The organism is Aquirufa sp. ROCK2-A2 (assembly GCF_054558485.1).
The window spans coordinates 290,776-313,228 of record NZ_JBPXKA010000001.1; the positions used below are offsets into that span (position 1 = coordinate 290,776).

The following is a 22,453-nucleotide window of genomic DNA, read 5'->3' on the forward strand; positions in this document are numbered from 1 at the left end:
CCTAATCTTTTTGTATTAAAGCGACAGCTATCGCAGCAATTCCTTCTCCTCTTCCAACAAAGCCCATTCCTTCTGAAGTGGTTGCTTTGATGGAAATTTGATCTACATCCACCTTCATTACTTGACTTAAATTTTCTTTCATAGAAGGTATAAATGCATTCAATTTTGGTTGATCCAAAATAATGGTAACATCCACATTACCTAATTCCCATCCTGCTTCACGAATCATTTCCATGACTTTATTCAATAACAAAGTAGAGGCAACACCTTTCCACTGAGGATCTTTGTCGGAAAAGTGAAACCCGATATTTCGCATATTGGCTGCTCCTAAAAGGGCATCACACAAAACATGGCAAACAACATCAGCATCTGAATGTCCCCAAGGTCCTTTTTCCGATGGAATTAGAATTCCTCCCAACAAACATGGACGGCCTTCTTTCCATTGGTGTACATCATAGCCTTGTCCTACCCTTATTTTCATAGAATGATATAAATTAACGTAGTTCTATTCATTTGAACTTTTCTTGTACCACAAGGTGCAAGAAGAATCCTGTAAAAACAATTTTTTAGCCCAAAATTCTAAATCTGATTGTTGAACAGCAAAAATTTTATCTGTTTCTTGATTGACCCAATCCACATTGCCTGCATTTGCGGCCATGGCCAAATTCATCGCTCTATTCAACACTTCTACTTCTGAGAAAACTAAACTTGATTCAGCCTGGTTTTTCACTTTTTGCAAAGCCATTTCAGTAATGCCATTTTCAGCGAATTGTTTGATGACTCTTTCTATTGCTGCATCAGCCTGTTCCACAGGAACTCCTTCGCAAACTTGACCTTGAATGACCAATAAACCAGGATCGGTGGAACCCATTAAATAGGATTGTATTTGATCAAAAATGCGTTCATTATGGACTAAATATTCATACAAAAAGGAAGAATCGCCTCTGCCAAGTAAATCCGACAATAAATCAATGGCATGATAGCCATCATCATAACGGCCAACTACTTGGTAAACCTTATAAATTCGATTCGAAGGCACATTTCCTTCTATTTCCATTTTTTTATTAGAAGGGAAGGGTGGTTCCTGAGGTAAACTTCTAAGGGGTTTTTCGCCACTTGGAATGGGCTCAAACCATTTTTGAGCCAATGTTTTTACTTGTTCCAAGGTTACTCTTCCTGCCACCACCAAAACAGCATTTTTCGGCACATAATATTTTTCAAAAAATGCTTTTACATCTTCCAAAGTAGCTTCCTCAATGTGTTTGATATCAGCACCGATGGTTGCCCAACGGTAAGGGTGATGTTCGTAAATGAAAGGACGAAATTTCAACCAAATATCTCCATAAGGCTGATTTAAATAACGTTGTTTAAACTCTTCAATGACCACCTTTCTTTGAACCTCCAAAGATTGTGGATTAAATGCCAATTGTTTCATTCGGTCTGATTCCAACCAAAAAGCGGTTTCTAAATTTTGGAAAGGGACTGATATGTAATAATTCGTTAAATCCGGTGTCGTAAAGGCATTATTTTCACCTCCCACCATTTGTAAAGGAGTATCATAATCGGGGATGTTTTCAGAACCTCCGAACATCAAGTGTTCAAATAGATGGGCAAATCCGGTACGATTTTCATTTTCATCTCTGCTACCAACATCATAAATGACATCCATCACCGCTAAAGTTGTACTATGATCTTCGTGAACAATGACTTGAAGACCATTTGAAAGGGTAAATTGTTGATAAGATATCATGTATTATTATTTGAAAAAAGATCTATAACAAAAGTAAAAAATTAGGTTCAAAAACCACAGTAATACTTACATTTGCATTTCAAAAACACTTGAATGCGTCCATTTTTACTGATATTTTTATTTATCTGTCCAAGTTTAAGTTTTGGACAAGCATTGCAAGACCCTTTGACAAAAACATTCATCAGTGAAGGCTTGATTCATTTGTATAATTATGATTTCAAGGAAAGTACCGAAAATTTTCTTCTAGTAAAAAATAAATACCCAAACAGCCCTGCACCTTATCTTCTACTGGCCATGCAGTGGGAACAACAGTATTTCCCTTTAAAAGATCATCCCGTTCAAAGTAAAAACTATTTGGCTTATTTGGAAAAGTGTTACCAATTGGCACAAAGTGCTTTTGATAAAAATAACAATGATTTAGAAGCGGCCTTTTTTTGCTCTGCATCCTTGGGCTTCTTAGCCGCCTATGAAGCTGATAATCAAAAGTTTTTTGCAGCTGTTAATTATGCCAAAAAAGCATATAGCTTCATGAAAATTGGATTAAAAAATACCGATAAGCAATATGAATTCTTGTATTCTTCGGGGATTTACAATTATTACAGAATCTCTTATCCCGATTTACATCCTGTCATCAAACCATTCATGTTTTTCTTTCAAGATGGGGATAAAAAACTAGGATTGAACTATTTGGAAATGGCCACTAAGAAAACACTATTTGTGAAAAATGAATCTTTATTCTATTTGGGGTACATCTACAATAAGTATGAAGGTACACCAGCTAAAGCCCTTCCTTACAATACGATATTAATTCAGAAGCATCCTAATAATCATTGGTATATTCTTCAAAGAGCCGAAATTTTAACATTGACAGGGAATTTTGAAGAAGCTGAAAAGTATATTCAATTACTGGAAAACACCAAAATACCTTATTACCTGGGAGCCGCTTCGGTTTTTTATGGATGGAAAGAAGAGCACAAAAAAAACAATTTGATCGCTGCGGAAGGTCATTATCTAAAATCACTTCAATACCCTTTTGAGGAAAGATTTACCAAAGATATTCGTGGTTTAGCTTATTTAGGATTAGCGAGAATTGCTAAAAAAAGGGGACAACATCAGAAAATGAAATATTACCAACGATTAGCCAAAGAAGTGGTGGAATACAAAAATTCTTTGGAGGAATTGAATTGATGTATGAATTTCTTATAAACCTTAGCCCTGTGTTAAATGAATTAACACAAGAGCTTAAGGTTTACTTAAATTATTTAGAACATATAATACTACAAACACATTGACCGACCGCGCATCCTGAAAGTCTAGATTTTCTCCTTTGAGATGGTGATTCTTTAGACTTATAATTGGACTAAATTACAATACCGACCAATCTGTATAAGTAGTTTCTGATGTGCCTAGTTTATTCCAAGCATCTAATGTTTTTTGGACTTTATTCATCGCATTTTGACCAAATGGGGTATAAACACCTTCTGATTTGTATACTTTGTTTCTTGCCGCATCTGATTCAAAAAGCCAAATAAATCCAATTTGATTTTGACCTTTACCACGTACCCCTTGAACCAAAATCAGTTTGCACTGAAATTCTTTCTCCAATTGTGGTTGAAGTGAGTTGTGGAAGAAATCAACATATTGTTTCATGGTTACATTAGGGGCTAATTTTAATGTACCTGAGTGAAGACCAATTAATGATCCTTTTTTAGATGTTTGGGCATTTGAAGCAAATGAGAATGCTAATAATGCAAAAAGGAACAAGCAAAGTTGGGTTGTTTTTTTCATAGTTGTAAGTTTAAATTGTGTGAAAATTGATTATAATTACTTTTTTAATCCTCTAGAAAATTGTTCAACTGAATCGATTTTACCATCCAAATTGAAACGGAAAAATTCGACTAAATTTTTCTCCCAAACGGTTCCATCTTTGAGAACTCGTTTTTCAGTAGCATATACCATGGCTCCGGAAACAGGATCGGTATCTTTTAATTTGAAAGGAAGAATCATGTAAGGTTTCCAATCCAAGGATTTAAATTCAGCAAACATGGCTGGAAGCATATCTTTTTTCAAGATGCTTTTATTCCCATCAAAATCTTCGATAATTACTTCATCTGCCATCACCTCCGCAGCCGTTTTTGCATCCATGGCATTGTATGCTTTCACGAATTTTTCCATCGAAGCAACCTCTCCTCTATTCGAAAATTGAAATGGTCTTCCATCTACCTCTACGTTCGGTTTGTTGGCGATGTATTTTCCACCAGATGTTTTACCAAATTCATTATCGGCAGGAATATTCACATATTGATTGAAATCAATGATTTTACCTTCCTTGTTTAATTTGAATAATTCAAATAAGTTAACCTTTTGTTTGGAGCCATTATTGAATACGCGTTCTTCTGTCGATTGCAACATGACAATTTCATCAGTTGAGCCTTGAACTTTAATGGGTAAAATGGATAGAGGAACATTGTTCAATGATTTCATCATCTTATGCCATTTGCGATTATAATCGCCGCCCGATTTTTGCATTTCGTCTGAATAGAAAACGGCTTCTGCTTCTGAGCTATTGGAGTTGTAGGCTTTTACAGATTCCAAAATGATGTTCGCGCTTTTTTCGGAACCTAATTGAAAGCCTTTTCCTTTATCTTCCTTTTGAAATATTTTTCCAGCTGTTTGAGCTGAAAGGGAAAATGATCCTGCGATAAGTGCAAGACAAATGGTCATTTTTTTCATGAGTGATTTTTATTGAATGATATAACAGATGCAAGTAAGAAAGATGGTAGCTTGGAATTTATTATTTGAAAATCAAATTGTTCCGATTTACGTTTTTGGGTACAAGGTGATTTGCCTTTTTTGCTTTAGGGGGTGCGGATTGAATAGATTTGGATTCACAAAAAATATTTATCTATGAAAAAATTACTATTGATGGTTTTGATGGCTAGTTCATTGTTTTCATGTAGCAATGAAGCTGATCAACAGGCGAAATTGGGAAAAGAAAATATCGCATATTATTCACGTGTTTGGGAAGTGGCGATCAACGAAGGTCGTACCAATATTTTGGATTCAGCCTATGTGGATGATGCTGTTTTGCACACGATTCCAGAAGTTAAAGGCAAGGCAAATGCGAAAGCTTATTATGAAAATTATGTGACTGGTTTTTCGGAACGCGAATTTACAGTAAAGGAGATTTTTGCAGATGGGGATAAATTGGTTAAATACTGGCAATTCAAAGGGAAACATACAGGTCCATTTTTTGGCATTCCTGCCACGGGTAAGACAGTCAATGTTGTTGGTTGCACCATTGCTAAGATGAAAGATGGTAAAATTGCTGAGGAGCAAGATTTTATGGATAACCTAGAATTTATGCAACAATTGGGTTTGATACCAAGAAACTAATATAACTTAGGTAAAAGGTAATAGGTAATAGGTAAAAGGTAATAGTTAAAAGGTAATAGGTAATAGGTGTCTTGTCCTGAAATATTTAGACTAATTATTTTACTAACAACTAATAACTAAACACTAATACCTTTTATCTATTACCTTTTACCTATTTTCTCTCTTATTTTTCTTTGATATATGCTGAGGGAGTGACTCCTTTTCTCGATTTAAACGCATCTATGAATTTGGATCGGGAAACAAAACCGACTTCCGATGAAATGGCTTCAATGGTAATTTTTTTAGCTGCACCTTTGTCGATTAGTTGACAAGCATAATTGATTCTTAAATCATTTTTCCATTCTCCAAAGGTTTTGTTCAGTTCTTTGTTGAAATAGTTTGATAAGGCTCTTTCAGGTATTTTTAAATCAAATGACATTTGCGAGAGGGTAAACTCTTTTTTAATAAATGGTTCATCGATTAAATAAGCATCAATTATTGGACCTAGTTTTTCGGATTCAAAATTGTTTTTTATTTGTTTGGCAAAACTTGATTTGATTTTCTGGAAGGTAGTTTCTTCATCGTTTGTTAGTGTATAGGAAATATTACCGTACAAAATTTTTGGAAATAGAAACAGGAAGAAGTTTTGAATAAAAAATCCACCACCGCAAATTCTAAAAAAATGTTCTTCGCTAAAAAGTTCTATCGAGGAAATACCTAAAATAGGGAAGGGCTCAAAATACAAGGTAATCATATGTCCCAAACTTGTGCTTGCAATGAGGACTTGTAGAAAGATCAACGTGAAAAACCAGCGTTGAATGATGACGTGATTGTTTGGTAAAATACCAAACTGATTTAGTAGTATACGTTTATTAACGAAAAAGTAAATCAATGAAATTATTGCGTAAATAATGACATGCAGTGAACGCGCATAAAGTAATTGTTCAAAAGTAACCCAATAGAAATTTAAGCGGTAGTCTTCTGTAATGTTGACGATTTCATGTGCCATTTTTGTCTTTACATCCAAGGGTAATGTAGTGAAAGGTAAACAGGCGATGGCCACAAAAAGAGCGGGTAATAAATGGATGCTATCAATGATTTGAAAGTTTTTTTTACTCGAAACGGTATGTTTGATGTAAAGAAATAGAAGCGGACCCAACAAAAATGAAAGCGGCAAGAAATGTACAAAACAAATGCCTTCCCAGAATTCTAATTTACTGTAATGTAGTCCAAAATAGACCAAGACAACCAGATTGCAACATAAGAAAAATAGAGCTAAAAATATATTAGATCGATTTAATGAACTTAGGTAATACAATAATATAAACGATGTAAAAATGCCAAAAACCGGCGCTAATATTTCCAAACTGTGATATAATTTGCTCACAATATAAGAAAATTAGTTTTTTTTCTCACCTTTAACTTGCATTAATTAATCATCTCTTATTCCATAACGATTGTATGAAAATCTTATTTATCTTCTTTTTTTGTGTTCCTCTTCTTTTTGCTCAAAAATCAACTTCCCCCATTCCTTATGGAAATAATAAGTCGGTAGGAAAGTATGTGAACATTCGTGGGTGTAACTTGTATTATGAAATTTATGGAAAGGGAGAGCCTCTTTTGATCATACATGGAAATGGCGGATCCATCGAGAATTTTAAATATCAAATCCCATTTTTTAGTCAAAAATACCAAGTCATTGTTGCAGATAGTCGGGCTCAAGGAAAATCTTTGGATGATCAAGATTCCTTGTCATATGAGATGATGGCAGATGATTTTGCATCTTTATTAGATCATTTAAAATTGGACTCAGCCTATGTGATCGGTTGGAGTGATGGTGGAATCAATGGTTTGTTGTTAGCTAGTCGACATCCTAAGAAAGTGAAGAAATTAGCTGTGACAGGAGCTAATTTAATTCCAGATGCTGAAATTGCTATTGACGCTTGGGTTGTTCAAGATGTTAAAAAAACGATGGATAGTTTAAGCGTTTTACCGCAGAGTTTGGACGTTAAGCGGTCGTTAAAATTGCAAAATCTACTTTATTTCCAGCCGCATATTAGTCATGAAGAGTTAGCAAAAATTCAATGTCCCACTTTGGTCATTGGAGGAGATTATGATGTTATTTTGGCCAAACACACCTTGGAAATAGCGGAGAATATCCGCAAATCCTATTTGTGGATTTTGCCTAATTCGGGACATTCGACACCTATTTTTTACAAAGATATTTTTAATCAAACCGTATCTCGTTTTTTTAAACAACCTTATCGAATTATTGAAAAGGCAGATAAGTTAAGGTAATAGGTTAAAAGGTAAAAGGTAATAGGTAAAAGGTAATAGATAAAAGGTATTAATGCGAATTAAGGGTTAAAATATTCATTAATAACTCAACATTCCATATAGCATTGCCATTTATTGGCTAATTCATTTTCTAAGGCATTTCTTTTTTTTAGAAAAAAAGAAACAAAAAAACTCATTTGCTGCCAGTTAATCCAAGACGAATCAGCAAGCTGACTGATTTTCACTCCGCTCTCGGCTATTTTCTTTGACCCTGACGCACATCGCCCATGCGCATTGTCAAAGCTCCGCCTACCGCTTCGCTCAAATCTTTCGTCGGATTAACCGTAAATTCATTTATAAGTCCTAAAAAAGAATAAATAGCGTCCATCGATCTGAGTCGAAGCCAAAAGCGGTATGTTGAGAGAATTAATAATTGGAAATTTCAACCCTTAATTCGTATTATTAAGTATAAGGTAGGTAATAGGTAGAAATTGTTCTTTTTAAATTATAAATATAATTTTTATACTTTTGTAAATTAGTTTCTAAAATTATATTGGTGCGTAGTTTATACCTAATCTCTTTCCTTTTTCTATTTGCTTCTTGTTACAAGGAGGAAATTACACCTAATTCTACTCCTGCTAGCAATAATCCAGTTGTGATTAATCCTACTCCTGTGAATGCGGATAATTATACATTGCAAATCACCGAATTTAATTTTACCATACCCAATGTTAAGACAAGTCCTTATGGTTTTGGGTCAGAGTTGTCGCAAGCAACTAGTAGTACCATTTTGTATAGTTTAAATGGGACTCAGCATATTATTTCAAATCCCAGTGATTTGACGCCTACACCACCATTACATTTTATGAACAAATCGGGAACTTGGGTTTTGGAAGGTTATTATCCCGAAGCGGCCATGGATTTGTTTCGAAATTATGTGGCGGTTGATAATAATGGCACTTATGCCATCGCCAACCATGGAAATGAAACGGATGTTCCTCGTCCTTTTGGTGATTTGTTTGTGGTTAAAACAAAAGGAGACAAATTAGAATGGACCAAGGTATCCAAATCGAAAAATTTTTATCATTCTGTGGGTGTTGGCGACTTAACGGGCGACGGTTTATTTGATGTGGTGGGTTTGAATATGGGAGAAAAGCCGGAAGTGCAATGGTATAATAATCTACATGCCTATACTCAAAATGCTGATAAGACTTTTTCAGAAGCTAGAAATTTAATAACGTATTCGGGTTGGAAGGATTTTAGTGTTAGTGCCGGAGCAGTTTTACTTTTTGATCTAGATAAAGATGGTCGGTCGGAGATTATTCGAGCGACTTATGGTGCTATTAAAAATGAAAAACGGCATTCTATTTTGATTTTGGCCTACAATCCAAACACCAAAGTTTACGATTATAAGTCTACCGCCGAATTAGGGGTTTTTGAGAATCCAGATCGTGGTGCAACTTCCATCAAACCAGTGGATGTTGATAAGGATGGAGATTTCGATTTGGCTATCGCTTCAGAAGGGTTCAATTATAATGGAGTTCAAATTTGGATCAATGATGGTAAGGGAACTTTTAAGCCTTCTCAGAACATCGAATTCACCCATGATGTATTGCAATTTCGAGAATTTGAAACAGTTGATATAGATAATGATGGCGATTTGGATATTCTCTTGAATCCATTTCAAAATGGTAAATTGTTTAGACCTAATACTGTTGGTAATGATCCAGGTTTAGGCATTCAATTACAAAATTGTATTTTAGTGAATGAAAGTGGAACCTATAAAACCTATTCGAAATCGATTTCAATTCCTAAAATTCAGCCTGGTTTTATGAAAGGGGCCATGTTGGAAGGCAAACTCCATTATATCGGATTTGAAGATATGCACATAAACAGCCCAACCGAAAATCGATTTAAACTTCTTGATATAAGCATTCAACTTTAATCTAAACCATGCGTTACATGAAATTATTTTCAATTCTGATCATCACCCTATTACTAATTTTCTCTTGTTCCAAAGAAGAATTAAGCCCCTCTAACTCACCTCTTGTTCAACCTCCTGTAGTGGTTAAAAATGACAGTGTTTTTAAATACGTGGCTTATCGTTTTGACCTAAGCAACTCATATCCCAAAATGCCTGATGTGCAATTCAATAATGCTTGGATTCAAATTGGAAGTTTGTCGGGTGGACTGGATCATTGTCATTATAAGGTTTTTAACTTTAAAGGTGTTGAACACTTGGTCTTAAATCCCACTTCGGTCAACAAAGTACCCTTGATTCATTTAGTCAATAAATCAGGGATTTGGGAAATGGATAAAATTTATGATGGTCCTTTGACCAATTTTTCCAGTCCTGTTTCATCCGATATGGGTTCAGAGGGGAATTATTTCCTATCTGAATTTGGTTCAGAAGCCTACGGGTCCAATAACTTACCTGGCGGTCCGAGTGTAAAAATTCAGGTAGAAGATAATATGACCTTAAAGGTTACAAAGGCCAGTGGAACGGAAGATCATACTTTTTATTCAAGTGCCAAAGGTGATTTAACAGGTGATGGTTTGGAAGATAATGTGGCCACTCGCTTAGGAGGTCAAAATGGAAGATACTCTGGTGTAGTAGGGATGTATTTTTATTCTCAAAATAAGGATGGCAGTTTTACGGAGGATCGAACAATTATTTCTGACCCTGGCCTAGATGGGACCTATCCAAACATGGAGGAAGCGACTTCCATTGGAGTAGGTAATGTGTTAGGCGATGCACGACCCGAAATCATTTTAAGCGGACCCTTTTTAGGAATAGCCATATTTGCGTGGAACGCTCAAATTCAGAAATTTCAATATGTGAAAACGAAGTTCGATTCAGGATTTTTTGTTTTGGATAAATCGAAAAATAGAAGTCCTATTGAAACCCGAATCGTGGATTTTAACAATGACGGATTATTGGATTTAGCCCTAGAATTTGAAGGAGATCCAGGTGGAGGCATTCAAATTTGGTGGAATGATGGCAAAGGTAATTTTGCGGCAGGACCACAATATATATTTTCCAATACCGCCGTTGGAGAGCGGTATTTTGATGTCGTTGATATTAATGGTGATGGCTGGCAAGATATTTTCATTGGTGGTTGGATGGGGGCATCTTACAATTTGAAAAATAGTTTTTGGTTAAATAATAAGAACAAATCATTTGCCTTTTACGACAAAGATTTGGTCATAAATCCTGCTGAAAAGTCCAATATTACCCATCAAATTAGAGGTATGATGTCGAACGGAAAATTCAAAATTGTGGGTGTTACCGGTCAATATGATTTTTTACTCGATGCCGGGAGGTATCAGTTCAAAGTGATTGATATCAGTAATTTTAAATTATAATTATTTCGATAAATCCAGCAATTCAATATTTCTAAAATCGATTTCTTGTCCTTCGCTTTGAAGGGCAATGAAACCGCTTTTCAATAATTGTCCGTCAATTTTCAAAGCGGGATTATAACGATTAGCCACGCCACCACCCATTTGCGGGTTGGTGTATTCCAAAACGGTTTGACCATTGATTTTATGGGTTACCAAGGAATCGCCACGTACGATTAATTCCGCCGTAATCCATTGTTCATTGTCAAAGGTTGGTGAAGTGGAATTGATGCAATGTCTTGGGTCGATTTTGCCTTGATAAACGACATCTGTTCCTGGAGAGCACATGTTTCCGGTGGGTCTAGGTTTACCATCTGCCAACACTCCTAAGAATTGCATTTCAACTGAAATCGGCCAGTCTTGTTCTTTGGGCATGGTGTTGGGGTCTTGCGAGTGAAACATGACACCTGAATTTCTTTCGGTGTAGCTCGGTGCGTCTTTTCTCCAGACTCCAGTAAAGCGATATTGTAAACGTAAAATGTAGTGCGAAAAAGGTTGATTGAAATATAAATGCCCATAACGTTCGTTGAATTTGTCATATTGATCATAACGAACTTTGATCATCCCATCTTCTGCTCGAAAGGTATTTCCGAAATTATCACCAACTTCATGATGATGGATTTTGACCGTCCAGTTTTTTAAACTTTTCCCATTGAATAATGGAATCCATTTTTCTTTTTTGGGTTTGGCATTTGCCAAAAATGAGCATGTTAAGAAGGTGATAATCAGAATCTTTTTCATGTAATAGGTTTTTTAATTGCAGTAAATTAGAAAATAATTATGTTAAAAAAGAAATCTGAGTCTATTTTTCAACTCACCATTTTTTCAATCCCAAAATTTTCTCTCCTAGCTCATTCAATTCGGCTGTTTCATACTTACTTTGTTCCCAGTTTCTTGGGTCACCAGGGAAGGCGTAACCCTCTGGAGCGATGCGGTTTTTCCAGGAGTTAATGCGCCAATTACGTAATTCTTCATTATCTTCTTCCGCAGGCATCATGGAAATATATTGTGCACAACGTACCTTATCGCTGTTATTTGCTCGAATACCATGCGGCTGGGTGCTATTGAAAATCAATAAATCGCCAGCTTCTAATTTTACTTTTGTGGGAGTGAAATCGGTTGTATCTGGCTTGAAGCGATCTCTGTCTGCTGGCTGACTTAGTTTCCAAGTGTCATAGTTTCTGAAAAGTTCAGGAATGCATTGAAATCCGCCCATATTTTCATCTAACTGATCCGCCAATGCCAATACCCCTTGCACATTTACCGGTTTGGTTTCTGGATCATAATCCCAGTGAATAAAGGCTTTGTATTCATGTCCGGGACGAATAGGGAAATTCAAATTCGCACGATCAATGGTGACCCATAATTTTTCCGTTCCCCAAATATCTACAAAGGCATCGTAAACACGTTGCATTTGACGATTATTCCACAAATGTTGATTGTTGTAACATTCCACCATGCCGGTGTTGGCCAATTCTTTCATTTTCATCTCAGCCCTTGGTGCGGTGTACCAAGTAGTAGGGTCATTGGGATTTTTTTCCTCAAATTCCCAAAGAAAACCGGCTGTAGCTAATGCTTGTTCCCGTGGTACGGCATTTTTGATGATGATGTAGCCATTGTATTTCCAGAAATCCCAATCATCTTCGCTTAATACTCGAAGAGGGGCACCATTGGAACGATCGTTTAATTGTAGTGTACTACTTTTGGCAGTGGATGGATTTCCGGGAATATCGTAATGGGCGTTATTGGGTAGCATTGTTTCTTTTGACATAGTCCAAATTGTATGAAGGTTTTCTAATATATTAATTTTATAAGAATTTCTTTGTTTTTGTTGGGACAAATTTCCACAGAATTTCTATCCTTATTTTTCTCTATATTGACGAATATTTGAACTGCATTGATATTTAATTTGATAAAAATCTATAATTTTTAGATATTTAGTCAATGAAATTAAATTTAGAACAAATTCAAAGGGATGAAAATAGTTCATTTCGGATCTTATTAACTCCGAAATTGAATGAAGTTTTCTATTGGCATTTTCATCCTGAAATTGAATTGGTCTATGTGGAGGCAGAAAAAGGCATACGACATATTGGTGATCATATTTCTACTTATTACGGTAGCGATTTAGCTTTAATTGGGCCACATATTCCTCATTTGAATTTTGATTTTGGTGTCAAAACTGTGGCAGAAACTGTCGTGATTCAATTTCCAGAACATTATTTTGAAAAAGGCTTATCGGCCATACCTGAATTAAATCGAGTACTTGATTTGATGGAAAGAGCCAAATCTGGTTTAGCGTTTTTTGGAGAGACCAAGCGAATGGCTGGTGAACGTTTAAAGAAAATGCAAAGTTTGGATCGGTTTTATCAGTTTATGGAATTAATGAGTATTTTTCAATTTTTGGCGGATAGCGATGAATATGTAGAATTAAACGTTCGACCCATTGCCCATCAAAGCGTCTTGAAACAACAAGAACGAACACATCGCATTTACCAATTTGTCGAGAAAAATTTTCAAAACCCGATTGATATTCAATCCATATCGGATGAAGTTAGTTTAAGTGTTCCCGCATTTTGTCGGTATTTTAAAAAAAGCACCCATCTAACATATACGGATTTTGTCAATCAATACCGTGTTAATTATGCCAAAAAGCTATTGTTACAGCATAAAACAGTTACGGAAACATGCTTCACATCTGGCTTTGAAAGTTTATCGTATTTTAATCGCGTATTTAAGAAATGGACAGGGGAGGTGCCTTCGAGGTATGAAGTAAGTATTAAGATTTGAGCATGTAGAATTAAGAATTACCTAATACCTATTACCTAATACCTATTACCTTTTACCTATTACCTATTACCTAATACCTTTTACCTAATACCTATTACCTAAAAATGCCATTTATTGGCTAATTCTTTTTCCAAGGCATTTCTTTTTTTAGAAAAAAAGAAACAAAAAAACTTATTAGTCGCAAGTTAATCCAAGACGAATCAGCAAGCTGACCGATTTTCACTACGCTTTCGGCTATTTTCTTTGACCCTGACGCACATACCCCATGCGCGTTGTCAAAGCTCCGCCTACCGCTTCGTTCAAATCTTTCGTCGGATTAACCGTAAGTAACGAGATATAATTAGCTTTAAGAACAAAGGTTTTTGTGATTACGAACAGTGGATGTACGCGGTTGTTGAGCCTGTCGAAGTATCGAATTCCAAAACGGTAAAGAAAGAGATTAATCATTGGAAATATCAACCCTTAATTCGCATGATTACCTATTACCTCTAACCAAATTAGCATGATCCGTTTGAATCAAATCAATTTTCCAATCTTGCGCTTTTTGGTAATTAGTTGGATTATCCAGCGGACCTAATACATCAGTGAATACTTTTATCTTTTTATCATGGATTTTTTGAACCAAATGTTCATTTAAGATTAACCAAGATACATCAAAGGCATAGGGTTGTAGATGTTCAATTTTAGCATTTATTTCTGATTCAGCATCCAAGCTTGGCATCCGTTTTGAAGCAGGATAGACCTGTTTCAACAGCGACAAAAAATCATCTGAACCATAAAAAACGGACTGATTAGCTAAATCATATTTTTTTAGTATTTCAACCAAAGGCTTAGGTGCCACTTGTTTGCAATCTACATAGATATAGGTTTTTTTGGAATGGTTTTTATTCCAATGGTAGATCAATTGGGCAGTTTCTTCTAAGCTTGGTATTTGCTCCTCAGGAAAGGCTTGCTCCCAACCTTTGTTGGCCTTTAATTTTTTTATCTCTGACAAGGTCAACTGAGCTATCGGACCTATTCCATTGCTTGTCCGGTTCAAAGTCCCATCATGTAAAATGACTAATTGATTATCTTTTGAAGTTCTCACATCGATTTCTATGAAATCTACTCCCAATTCCAACACTTTTTGGAACGTCGCCAAGGTATTTTCTGGTGCTTCTCCCGAATTTCCTCTGTGCGCAGAAATTTGGATGTTCGATTGTGCAAAACCAATGCTGGATATGCTTAAAAGAATGATCCAACAATAATTAATCCAAGTGTATTTCATTTGTTTAAATTATTTCATAGAATTACCGCAAGGGTCGACTCTACTCAGGTATCGGTCGCTTTTACCAATAACCTAAGTCGACCGCAAGGGTCGACTCTACTATTACCTATTACCTTTTACCTATAACCTAATTCCTCGGTGCTGAAATAACCCCCAAATATCTACCCATCCAATAAGGCAATAACCAAATGTCGCCTGCACTATATTCAGAACGGCCATTTCCGCCATTTCGATCCAAATTGAACATATTGGCATTATGTCTTTGCACTTGTCTTTCATCAGGAGGCAAGACCTCTTTGGTGGTTTGTTTACGGAAATTATCAGGTATGGTGACAATGTCTTTTCTATGACTATTTTGAATATTCCAATCGATCAAATCCAACGGATGTTCTCTTAAATACCAAGCGGCTTCCTCCAAATCGAATTGATTTGTTTTCGTTAAAGCAGTAAAAATGTTCCAAGCTCCTTCTTTTTCAGGTCGTTCAATTTGCCAGTGATCTAGAATGGATTTTTTGAAACTTGCTTTCAAGGTGTCATTAAACGCATATCGGTAAAGCCCCCAGTAACCCACATAATACATTTCGTCGTCCGAATGATTCCAGCTATCTGACATGTTTTTGGCATGTTCGTCTGCATTAGGATCAGCTTGACCTAAAATACTGAATGGACGCATTAAATTTTCATAGTAGCCGTATTTGGTTAACAACTCGAAAGCTTTTTGTTTGTATTTTTCTTTTTTGGTGAAATGATAAGCCGTTTGCAACATCGCGGTGATGTTAGATGAATTTAGTTTTCGGTCGCCTACATTTATTGGAAAGGAATTTACATAATCCGGATGCCATTTTCCCCACATGGTTGGTTTGCCATCAAAATCGATTAAATACATATTGTTTTTTAAAATATGCGACATCAAGGTGTCGATCAATACAATGGAGCGCTTCTTTAAATCGGCATCATCCACCAATTCTGCCATGGCACCAAAAGCAAAAATATGTCCAATAACCTCATCACTGCTGGTTGTCGATTTAAAATCCCATTCAGGATCTGGTGAATGTTGCCATCTTTCTGGATCGGATAAACTAGAAATAAAACCTCTCCGTTCAAAGGAGCGAGCAGGAAATCCAGGAACAGGAGTCAGCTTATACAAACGTTCCATCGCGTCCAAGGATTCTCGACAATTTTGTAAAGCTTCAGGGTCCTTTGTGACTGCATATCGGAAAATTTCTCCACCTAAATACATGGAAGTCCAGAGGCCATCGTTATCTGAATCGGCTAAATAACCCGTGTTTACATTTCCTTTTTGAATATGATCCAAATTGGCATTGAATCCATTTCGAATATGCCTTTTACGGACTTGTTGATCGTAAAAAACAGCCTTTTCATGCAAGGTCATTTTTTTGAAACAAATTTGTCCCAAACCTGTAGTTGTCGTAATTAAAACAGAATGATTGGGACCTTCAGCGATATGTTTCACTTCGTTACTGGGTAACCATCTTTCTCCATTGTAATAATCAAATTTGCCATTCGATTTCATGGCAAAGGCACCTTTATTCGTTCCAAACCAGATTTTATCTCCAATGGATTTTATCGACGTAATGTCTGTCCAAGGTAATTTTTGTTGAATCTCACCCGACTGTTTTTGTGTTTTTGTGTCAAAAATGAAATAACCATTGGGGGTTCCTATATATAATTTGTTCGAATTTTCAGCGATGTCAAATGCGGTAAAAGGGCCGCCCGAAAAACATTTTTTAAGGCTTTTTTGAGAAGGGGAAAGACAATAAATGGATTGACGACCCAGTAGGAAAAATTGATCACTTGAGGCTTGGTAAATCATATCAAGAATCATATCATCTTGAATGGAAAGGGTTAAAAGCGTTTTTGACTGTTGGTTGAGTTGAACTTGGTGACCATCTGTTAGTAAAAAGCTGAAATCTTTGCCCCCAACTACTTGCTTGGCTGTGGGCAGTTCGTGGTGCGAGTAGATACTTCCCGCAAAAGCATGACTTAAAATAGCTTTATCATCCAATAAAATAAATTGGTTTTGGTACTTCGTAAGCGCAGCGATTCTTTTTGGAGCACTGGTTCTATACTTTTGGTCTTTGAGTAATGTGCCTGGAAATAAAAATTCGCCATCATGTGGCAATAAAGTGCCGTTGGATCCCATTAAAATAATATTGCCATTTCTGTCAGATTCCGCATTTATCAGAACATTTGATTCATCTTTATTTAAGTAATATTTGATACTATAATCTTGCCAATAGGGTTTATCTTGATAAACAGGTTGTTGGCTTTTTTGTCCCATGGATGGGTGAAAAAAGGACAATAATCCTAGGCATAGAAATAGATAAAGTTGAATCGTTTTCATAGGTAGATTGGAATATAAATAGCTAAATGTTATTTTATTTTGTTGGGATCAATCACAACATATTTGATTGATTTTTGATTGGGTCCTACATGGGAAGAATAAGATAGGTGCAATAATCCATTGGGACTTTGACTTAAACATGGATAAGAAAAGCTGCCTTTGTTGGGCTCTACTTTTTCGATAAACGTTTTCCATTTCCAAGTTTTCCCTTCATCATTCGATAAAAAAAGACTTAATTGATAACGACCATCCTCGATATCATTTCCAACAAAAGCAAGCCGACCATCCTGTAAAAGTAGTAGTTCCACACTAGCCGTATTAGGAATATCAGATTTGAGGGAAGCGGTCCAAGTTTCACCATTATCCAATGATTCACTGATGTGCACTCTTGGAGGATTATCACCACTATCTCGACAATAGGCCAAAATTTTACCATTTTTTAATTGGACGATCGCAGGCTGTATAGGCCCTCTACCTACCAAAGGTAAACTTGGTCGCCATGAATTGCCATCGTCATCAGAGATGGCCATCAACGATAAATTATACCCATCGGAATAAAGTGGTAAAATAATTCTTCCAGTTTCTGAAATAAGTGGTTTTATTCTGGTCATCCATCCGATACTTCTTTTGACGGCATCTTCACTGGCTTTATTAATTAATTGATCATATTTGGGGGCATAGCCCGCCCAACCAATAGGGTGCTCGGGTAATTGTTTTAATTTAGAGGATACTTCTTTGGCAAAATTATCGTTCGGTTTTAACAATATATTATCTTGCCATTCCCAAATGGGCGCACCAGAATTTTGATAATTTTTGGTCGTTCGAACTCGTAAAATGGATTGTTCCCATTGATTGGCTTGTACTGCTATCCATACCAAAAACAGTTTATTTTCTTTGTTTAAAAAGAGAACAGGATTGCAATCGGGGAGGTTAGGGGTATCAGCCATTAAAAAAGGTTCCGACCATTTTTTTTCTCCTTTTTTTAATCGAGCGCCCATTAATTTAACATCATCCGCCGTTCTTTCTCCACTGCCATAAAACCAAACAGCTAAATAATCGCCATTGGGTAAAAGGACGTGACTATTTCCATGAACATGTAGATTTTGTTCTGGGAAAATTAAACTAGATTCAAGAATCGCAGGATTTTGTGCAAAACTTGAAAAAGATGTGAAAAATAGAACAACAAGTAATTTTTTCATTTATTTGATCTTCTTGCGGCGTTCCAATAATTCACGAAAAGTGGTTAAAATGATTCCTTCTTTTTCGATATAAGCCTTTAAATCTGGATGCATCATGGAATTCATATCGGCTAAGCGGGAACCGCCTGATCCGCTAATGAACTTAAATTCTTCCGTAATATCACTGCTATGAACAATCAGCATGGCGACTCCAGGATTCATGTTTTCAAGCGTTGAAATCCATTGATCCGCTTTGTATTTCCCCCAATCTGCAGAGCTAACATTGCTACCTTCAGGTTTCCAATCGCCACTGTAGGTATGTAAATCGTCCAACACCGGTAGGCCTGCATCCCATAATTTTTCGCCAATTTTAATCGCTTCTGGTCCCATATCTGTTAAGCCGTATTTCACAGCAGGCAGTTTCATTCCTTCTACGTATTTACCCTCGGCTTTTAATTTTTTGATCAATGGGAGGTTCATAGATTCGAAGAGCATTTTATTATTTCCGCCAGGGAACATCACTGGGATTCCTTTTTCAATACCCACTTTAATGTATCGTTCCAAAAAAGGAGGGTAGGCAAATAAGGTCCCCATGTGGGAATCTAAGTGAGTGGGTTTCCAGCCTAATTTTTCCGAGCGGGCAATTTGCGCCCTGATTTCTTTTTCTATTTCGTCCGGACTCGCGTTTTTGATTACTTGTTCTACACTGTGGTACATACAGGCATCTCCATCTGTTAAACCTGGTACTTGTTGAAAACCTGATAAAGCCGGCCAACGGTAATCATTCCACTCAGATGTTAATGTCAGGTGTAAGCCTGCATCTAAATTTGGAATATTTTTTTGGATATAATGGACAAAGCTGGCTGCCCAAGGGCAGGGCATCATGATACTGCAGGAGGTTGCCACTCCTTTTTCTATGGATTTATAGGCTCCTTGGTTGGAGGAATAGGACATTCCACAATCGTCGACATGAAAAATAACCACTTTTTTCCCTTTTGGGAATCCTAGCTTTTCAGCATAGGTTTTATCCAATTGTTGGGCAAAAGTGGAAGTTAGCGAAATTAAAAAATAGAGGGTAATCAAGAAGAATGGATGAGTTTTCATGCTACAAAAGGCTTTAAATTAAATTATTTGGTTGGTTTGGGACTTGAATTAACTAACTGCAATGCTTGTTCCATGTAAATTTCTGCTGTCATTTCACCCAAACTGGTACGACTCACGTATTCATACCTTTTAAAGCTGTTGAAATCTACTTTGGCGAGCATGTACCCGAAAGCGTCATTGGTTAAGCCAAAAAGGAAAGGCATTTTGGTTGGCATATTTCGTTTTAGGTAATATCCCACATTGGGTAATGCCTCTCCTGGAATGGTTAAAATTTGAGCAGGTCCAATATTAATCAAATTAATTTTTGTGCTCACTATGTTCGGTTTTTTAGATTCGTATTTCAAAGGGGAATTATACAAAATATAGCGCATCATTTCCGAGTCGACAGGGAAGTCGATGGTCTTTGACGTACAAAATACCGATGGATTAATTAGAACAGTAGCGGAGTTGATAATTCTTAAGGCTTCATCAGCAAGAAGTGTACCTATTCGGATGCATTCTTCCCAGGTGTTGGCTTCTTTTTGACCTTGGCCCTCTTTGCCATATTCGAGTCTAGTATCAGCTGTCACCATCCCTCCTTGGGCTCCATTCATAAATAGGGCTATACCTCCAGCTTTTTCTTCAATTCTTTGGTACAAAGGCCCAATCATGTCTGGACTCAGGATTCCTCGTTCACTTCCTAAAACTTCAGGATGTACGGCATAATTAACCAAGGTTGCAATGGTATTTCCTTTGGCAGAGATGGCTTGAATGACGCCACATCTCGGGTCATAAAGCGCTGGGGCATAATAGTTATAGGCTATTTTCCCTTTGACTTCTTGGACATTAATTTTGATAGAGGCAGGTTCTAAATTTTTAATGGCCTCATTGACCGCATCTGCAATTTGTTGTACACAAAAGTCGAGATACTTTAAATCAGCATAGTTTTTTCCGGTTTCATCTGGAAAACCGTAAGCATCAGGCGCACTATGGGTATGTGTGGCTCCAATCAAAATGTTTTCTGGAGGTATTCCTTTGATTAAGGCTCTAGATCTATTTCCTAAAACGGAAGTCCAACCCAAATTATCTACGTTTACAATAGCAAAACGAGTTTTGCCTTGTTCTACTACCATCGCACGGGCAAAAAGTTCACCTTTTTTCTCTAAACTGGGTTTAGGTTTTCCAATGCCTCCTGAAACAGGAAGTAAAGGATTGGGGGTAATTACTCGCACCGCTGCCCCGACTTTTAGGTCTTGGGCAGCAGTTTGAGTTAAAAAACAAAATACTAGTATGAATAGGTTTAGAAGTAATTTCATTAATAAGGTTTATTAGTGCCTTGTATCAACCAAGGTTTTGACCATGGACTATTTTTGCCATCTGCTTGGGAATAATTAGATACTTCTAATTTATCAATCGCAGAAGATGCATTTTTAGCATTGATTCTAATTTCATCTTGCATGTAATAGAATCGTAAAGGTAAAGCCTGACGTTTTCCTGCAGGACCTGCTTTTAATTCAGGGAAACCAGTACGACGGAAGTCGAACCAAGCTTCTGTTGCAGCTGTCCAGCTAGCAATCCATTTTTGCTCAATGACTTGTTGAACTGTTCCTTTGTAAGAAACACCATCATTGGCTAAGTAGCTAGACGCATCTCCACTTTTACCCCAAGTAGATAAGGATGCTTTAACACCATTTTCGTAGAAAGTTTTCGCATCACCTACAGCCCAACCTTTTAAAGCAGCTTCAGCTAAGATGAAGTTTACCTCTGATGCGGAGATCAATCGTGCTTTTAGCATTGCCCCAGTAGCATTTTTGTACATAGGTGCAAGAAATGATACGTGAGGGTTGAAAGATGTTTGCCCAGGTGTTGGATTCATATTATACGCTGAAGGCAATTGTGAAAATGATGTGGGTAATCCTACATAATCAGGGTTTGTATCTACCATCGATTTACCCACGATGTCTGGCGACAAGTATCTTTTGCCATCTATTATTTTATCTGTTTTAGATGGCAAAGTTTCATCCACTACCAAAGGGATTTCCACTTTAGATGCCCAAACACCTAAACGAGGGTCTTTCACTGCTTGAAGATATTTGACAAACGTGGCTGCCATTTTGATACGACGGTAATTACTACCACTAACATCATACACCGCATTTGCTGGCCAAGAAGTACCATCACTTGTTCCTGGAAAACCCATAGTTGCATCATCTGGATTAGAAGTAATGATGGGATAATTGGCTGCATTTTTTACAATATTTTCAATTCCCGCTTTCGCTACATCTGGTTTTTTATTCGAAATACGCATGAAATAACGTAAAGCTAATGAATTGGCCATTTTTCTCCATTTAGTTGGATCACCACCATAAATAACATCTACATTATCCACAATACTTGAATAATCTGATTTTTGTTTGGAAAGTAATTTGTTGGCTTTGTCTAAATCAGCGATAATACCTGCATAAATCACTTCTTGTGAGTCATAAGCAGGTAGGATGTTTTCAGCTCCACCGGTCTCCCCTTTCAAGGCACTGGTATACGGCGCATCACCCCACAGATCTGTAATTAAACCAAACATAAATGCTCTATTTACCAAAGCGACTCCTTGATGAAATTCCAAATTTAAATCTACAGCTCGTTTATACAATAAATCGTTGTTACGCAAAATATCATAATAACCTGACCAGCTCTGAGAACCACCCCAATCATAGTCGTTATGTCCCGATGACCAAGCATCTTTTTGGGTATGTTGAACTACTCCAGCGATGTCTTGATATCCTAAATTGACATAGGATTTAGACATTTCTGTAAGTACAGTTGGTAAAACTAAATTAGGATTAACCACATCTGGTTGAACCCCATTGGGATTGATATTCACGGTTGTTAAATCTTCACAAGAGAAAAAAGCTCCTGATAACAAAGTGAAAGTGACGATTTTTATAAGTCTAATTTTCATGATTTTAATG

19 protein-coding genes are annotated in these 22,453 nt (G+C 36.6%); 6 read left to right on the plus strand and 13 right to left on the minus strand.

The window, feature by feature from the left end; translation table 11 throughout:
- Position 1 precedes the first annotated feature (1 nt).
- Together ispF and V7S76_RS01320 are read right to left on the minus strand one after the other, a co-directional pair.
- The gene (ispF, locus tag V7S76_RS01315; RefSeq protein WP_459508192.1) at positions 2-481 is read right to left on the minus strand and encodes a 2-C-methyl-D-erythritol 2,4-cyclodiphosphate synthase; all 480 of its coding nucleotides are present in this window, start codon (positions 479-481) and stop codon (positions 2-4) included.
- A 24-nt stretch (positions 482-505) separates the two neighbouring features.
- Positions 506-1,750: a M16 family metallopeptidase gene (locus tag V7S76_RS01320; RefSeq protein WP_459508193.1), complete on the minus strand. Its 1,245-nt coding sequence runs from the start codon at positions 1,748-1,750 to the stop codon at positions 506-508.
- Between the two features lie 93 nt (positions 1,751-1,843).
- Between V7S76_RS01320 and V7S76_RS01325 the strand changes: the two genes are divergently transcribed.
- Positions 1,844-2,938, plus strand: a complete 1,095-nt coding sequence (locus V7S76_RS01325; protein ID WP_459508194.1) for a tetratricopeptide repeat protein — start codon at positions 1,844-1,846, stop codon at positions 2,936-2,938.
- A 177-nt stretch (positions 2,939-3,115) separates the two neighbouring features.
- On the opposite strand, the gene V7S76_RS01330 is transcribed toward V7S76_RS01325, so the two are convergent.
- Together V7S76_RS01330 and V7S76_RS01335 are read right to left on the minus strand one after the other, a co-directional pair.
- Complete coding sequence (locus V7S76_RS01330) at positions 3,116-3,538, minus strand: hypothetical protein (protein ID WP_459508195.1); 423 nt, start codon at positions 3,536-3,538, stop codon at positions 3,116-3,118.
- 36 nt (positions 3,539-3,574) lie between these two features.
- Positions 3,575-4,483 (minus strand): nuclear transport factor 2-like protein, encoded by a 909-nt coding sequence (locus V7S76_RS01335; protein ID WP_459508196.1) that lies wholly within the window; start codon positions 4,481-4,483, stop codon positions 3,575-3,577.
- A gap of 174 nt (positions 4,484-4,657) precedes the next feature.
- On the opposite strand from V7S76_RS01335, the gene V7S76_RS01340 reads away from it, so the two are divergent.
- Positions 4,658-5,146 carry an ester cyclase gene (locus V7S76_RS01340; RefSeq protein WP_459508197.1) on the plus strand — a complete coding sequence of 163 codons (489 nt, stop codon included), beginning with the start codon at positions 4,658-4,660 and terminating at the stop codon, positions 5,144-5,146.
- Between the two features lie 163 nt (positions 5,147-5,309).
- Here V7S76_RS01340 and V7S76_RS01345 read toward each other — a convergent pair whose 3' ends face one another.
- Entirely contained in the window at positions 5,310-6,512 is a 1,203-nt protein-coding gene (locus V7S76_RS01345; protein ID WP_459508198.1) for a helix-turn-helix domain-containing protein, read from the minus strand.
- A gap of 74 nt (positions 6,513-6,586) precedes the next feature.
- On the opposite strand from V7S76_RS01345, the gene V7S76_RS01350 reads away from it, so the two are divergent.
- The 3 genes from V7S76_RS01350 (at position 6,587) to V7S76_RS01360 (ending at position 10,768) form a co-directional block, all read left to right on the plus strand.
- Complete coding sequence (locus V7S76_RS01350) at positions 6,587-7,423, plus strand: alpha/beta fold hydrolase (RefSeq protein WP_459508199.1); 837 nt, start codon at positions 6,587-6,589, stop codon at positions 7,421-7,423.
- Positions 7,424-7,958: 535 nt separating this feature from the next.
- Complete coding sequence (locus tag V7S76_RS01355; protein WP_459508200.1) at positions 7,959-9,347, plus strand: FG-GAP repeat domain-containing protein; 1,389 nt, start codon at positions 7,959-7,961, stop codon at positions 9,345-9,347.
- Between the two features lie 17 nt (positions 9,348-9,364).
- Positions 9,365-10,768 (plus strand): FG-GAP repeat domain-containing protein, encoded by a 1,404-nt coding sequence (locus tag V7S76_RS01360; protein WP_459508201.1) that lies wholly within the window; start codon positions 9,365-9,367, stop codon positions 10,766-10,768.
- On the opposite strand, the gene V7S76_RS01365 is transcribed toward V7S76_RS01360, so the two are convergent.
- A complete protein-coding gene (locus V7S76_RS01365; RefSeq protein ID WP_459508202.1) occupies positions 10,769-11,545 on the minus strand; it encodes a 3-keto-disaccharide hydrolase in 777 nt (258 codons plus the stop codon).
- Positions 11,546-11,618: 73 nt separating this feature from the next.
- Positions 11,619-12,575: a phytanoyl-CoA dioxygenase family protein gene (locus V7S76_RS01370; protein ID WP_459508203.1), complete on the minus strand. Its 957-nt coding sequence runs from the start codon at positions 12,573-12,575 to the stop codon at positions 11,619-11,621.
- Between the two features lie 173 nt (positions 12,576-12,748).
- On the opposite strand from V7S76_RS01370, the gene V7S76_RS01375 reads away from it, so the two are divergent.
- Positions 12,749-13,594 (plus strand): helix-turn-helix transcriptional regulator, encoded by an 846-nt coding sequence (locus tag V7S76_RS01375; protein WP_459508204.1) that lies wholly within the window; start codon positions 12,749-12,751, stop codon positions 13,592-13,594.
- 475 nt (positions 13,595-14,069) lie between these two features.
- Here the strand turns inward: V7S76_RS01375 and V7S76_RS01380 are convergent, their stop codons facing one another.
- The 6 genes from V7S76_RS01380 to V7S76_RS01405 all read right to left on the minus strand — a co-directional run bounded on the left by V7S76_RS01380 (position 14,070) and on the right by V7S76_RS01405 (position 22,443).
- A complete protein-coding gene (locus tag V7S76_RS01380) occupies positions 14,070-14,861 on the minus strand; it encodes a glycerophosphodiester phosphodiesterase (RefSeq protein ID WP_459508205.1) in 792 nt (263 codons plus the stop codon).
- A gap of 127 nt (positions 14,862-14,988) precedes the next feature.
- Complete coding sequence (locus V7S76_RS01385) at positions 14,989-17,226, minus strand: hypothetical protein (RefSeq protein WP_459508206.1); 2,238 nt, start codon at positions 17,224-17,226, stop codon at positions 14,989-14,991.
- A gap of 29 nt (positions 17,227-17,255) precedes the next feature.
- On the minus strand, positions 17,256-18,425 hold the full coding sequence (locus tag V7S76_RS01390) for a sialidase family protein (RefSeq protein WP_459508207.1): 1,170 nt from the start codon (positions 18,423-18,425) through the stop codon (positions 17,256-17,258).
- Positions 18,426-19,508: a polysaccharide deacetylase family protein gene (locus tag V7S76_RS01395; protein WP_459508208.1), complete on the minus strand. Its 1,083-nt coding sequence runs from the start codon at positions 19,506-19,508 to the stop codon at positions 18,426-18,428.
- 23 nt (positions 19,509-19,531) lie between these two features.
- On the minus strand, positions 19,532-20,803 hold the full coding sequence (locus V7S76_RS01400) for a hypothetical protein (protein ID WP_459508209.1): 1,272 nt from the start codon (positions 20,801-20,803) through the stop codon (positions 19,532-19,534).
- A complete protein-coding gene (locus tag V7S76_RS01405) occupies positions 20,803-22,443 on the minus strand; it encodes a SusD/RagB family nutrient-binding outer membrane lipoprotein (RefSeq protein ID WP_459508210.1) in 1,641 nt (546 codons plus the stop codon). The genes V7S76_RS01400 and V7S76_RS01405 overlap by 1 nt, the downstream gene beginning before the upstream one ends.
- Positions 22,444-22,453: the final 10 nt, after the last annotated feature.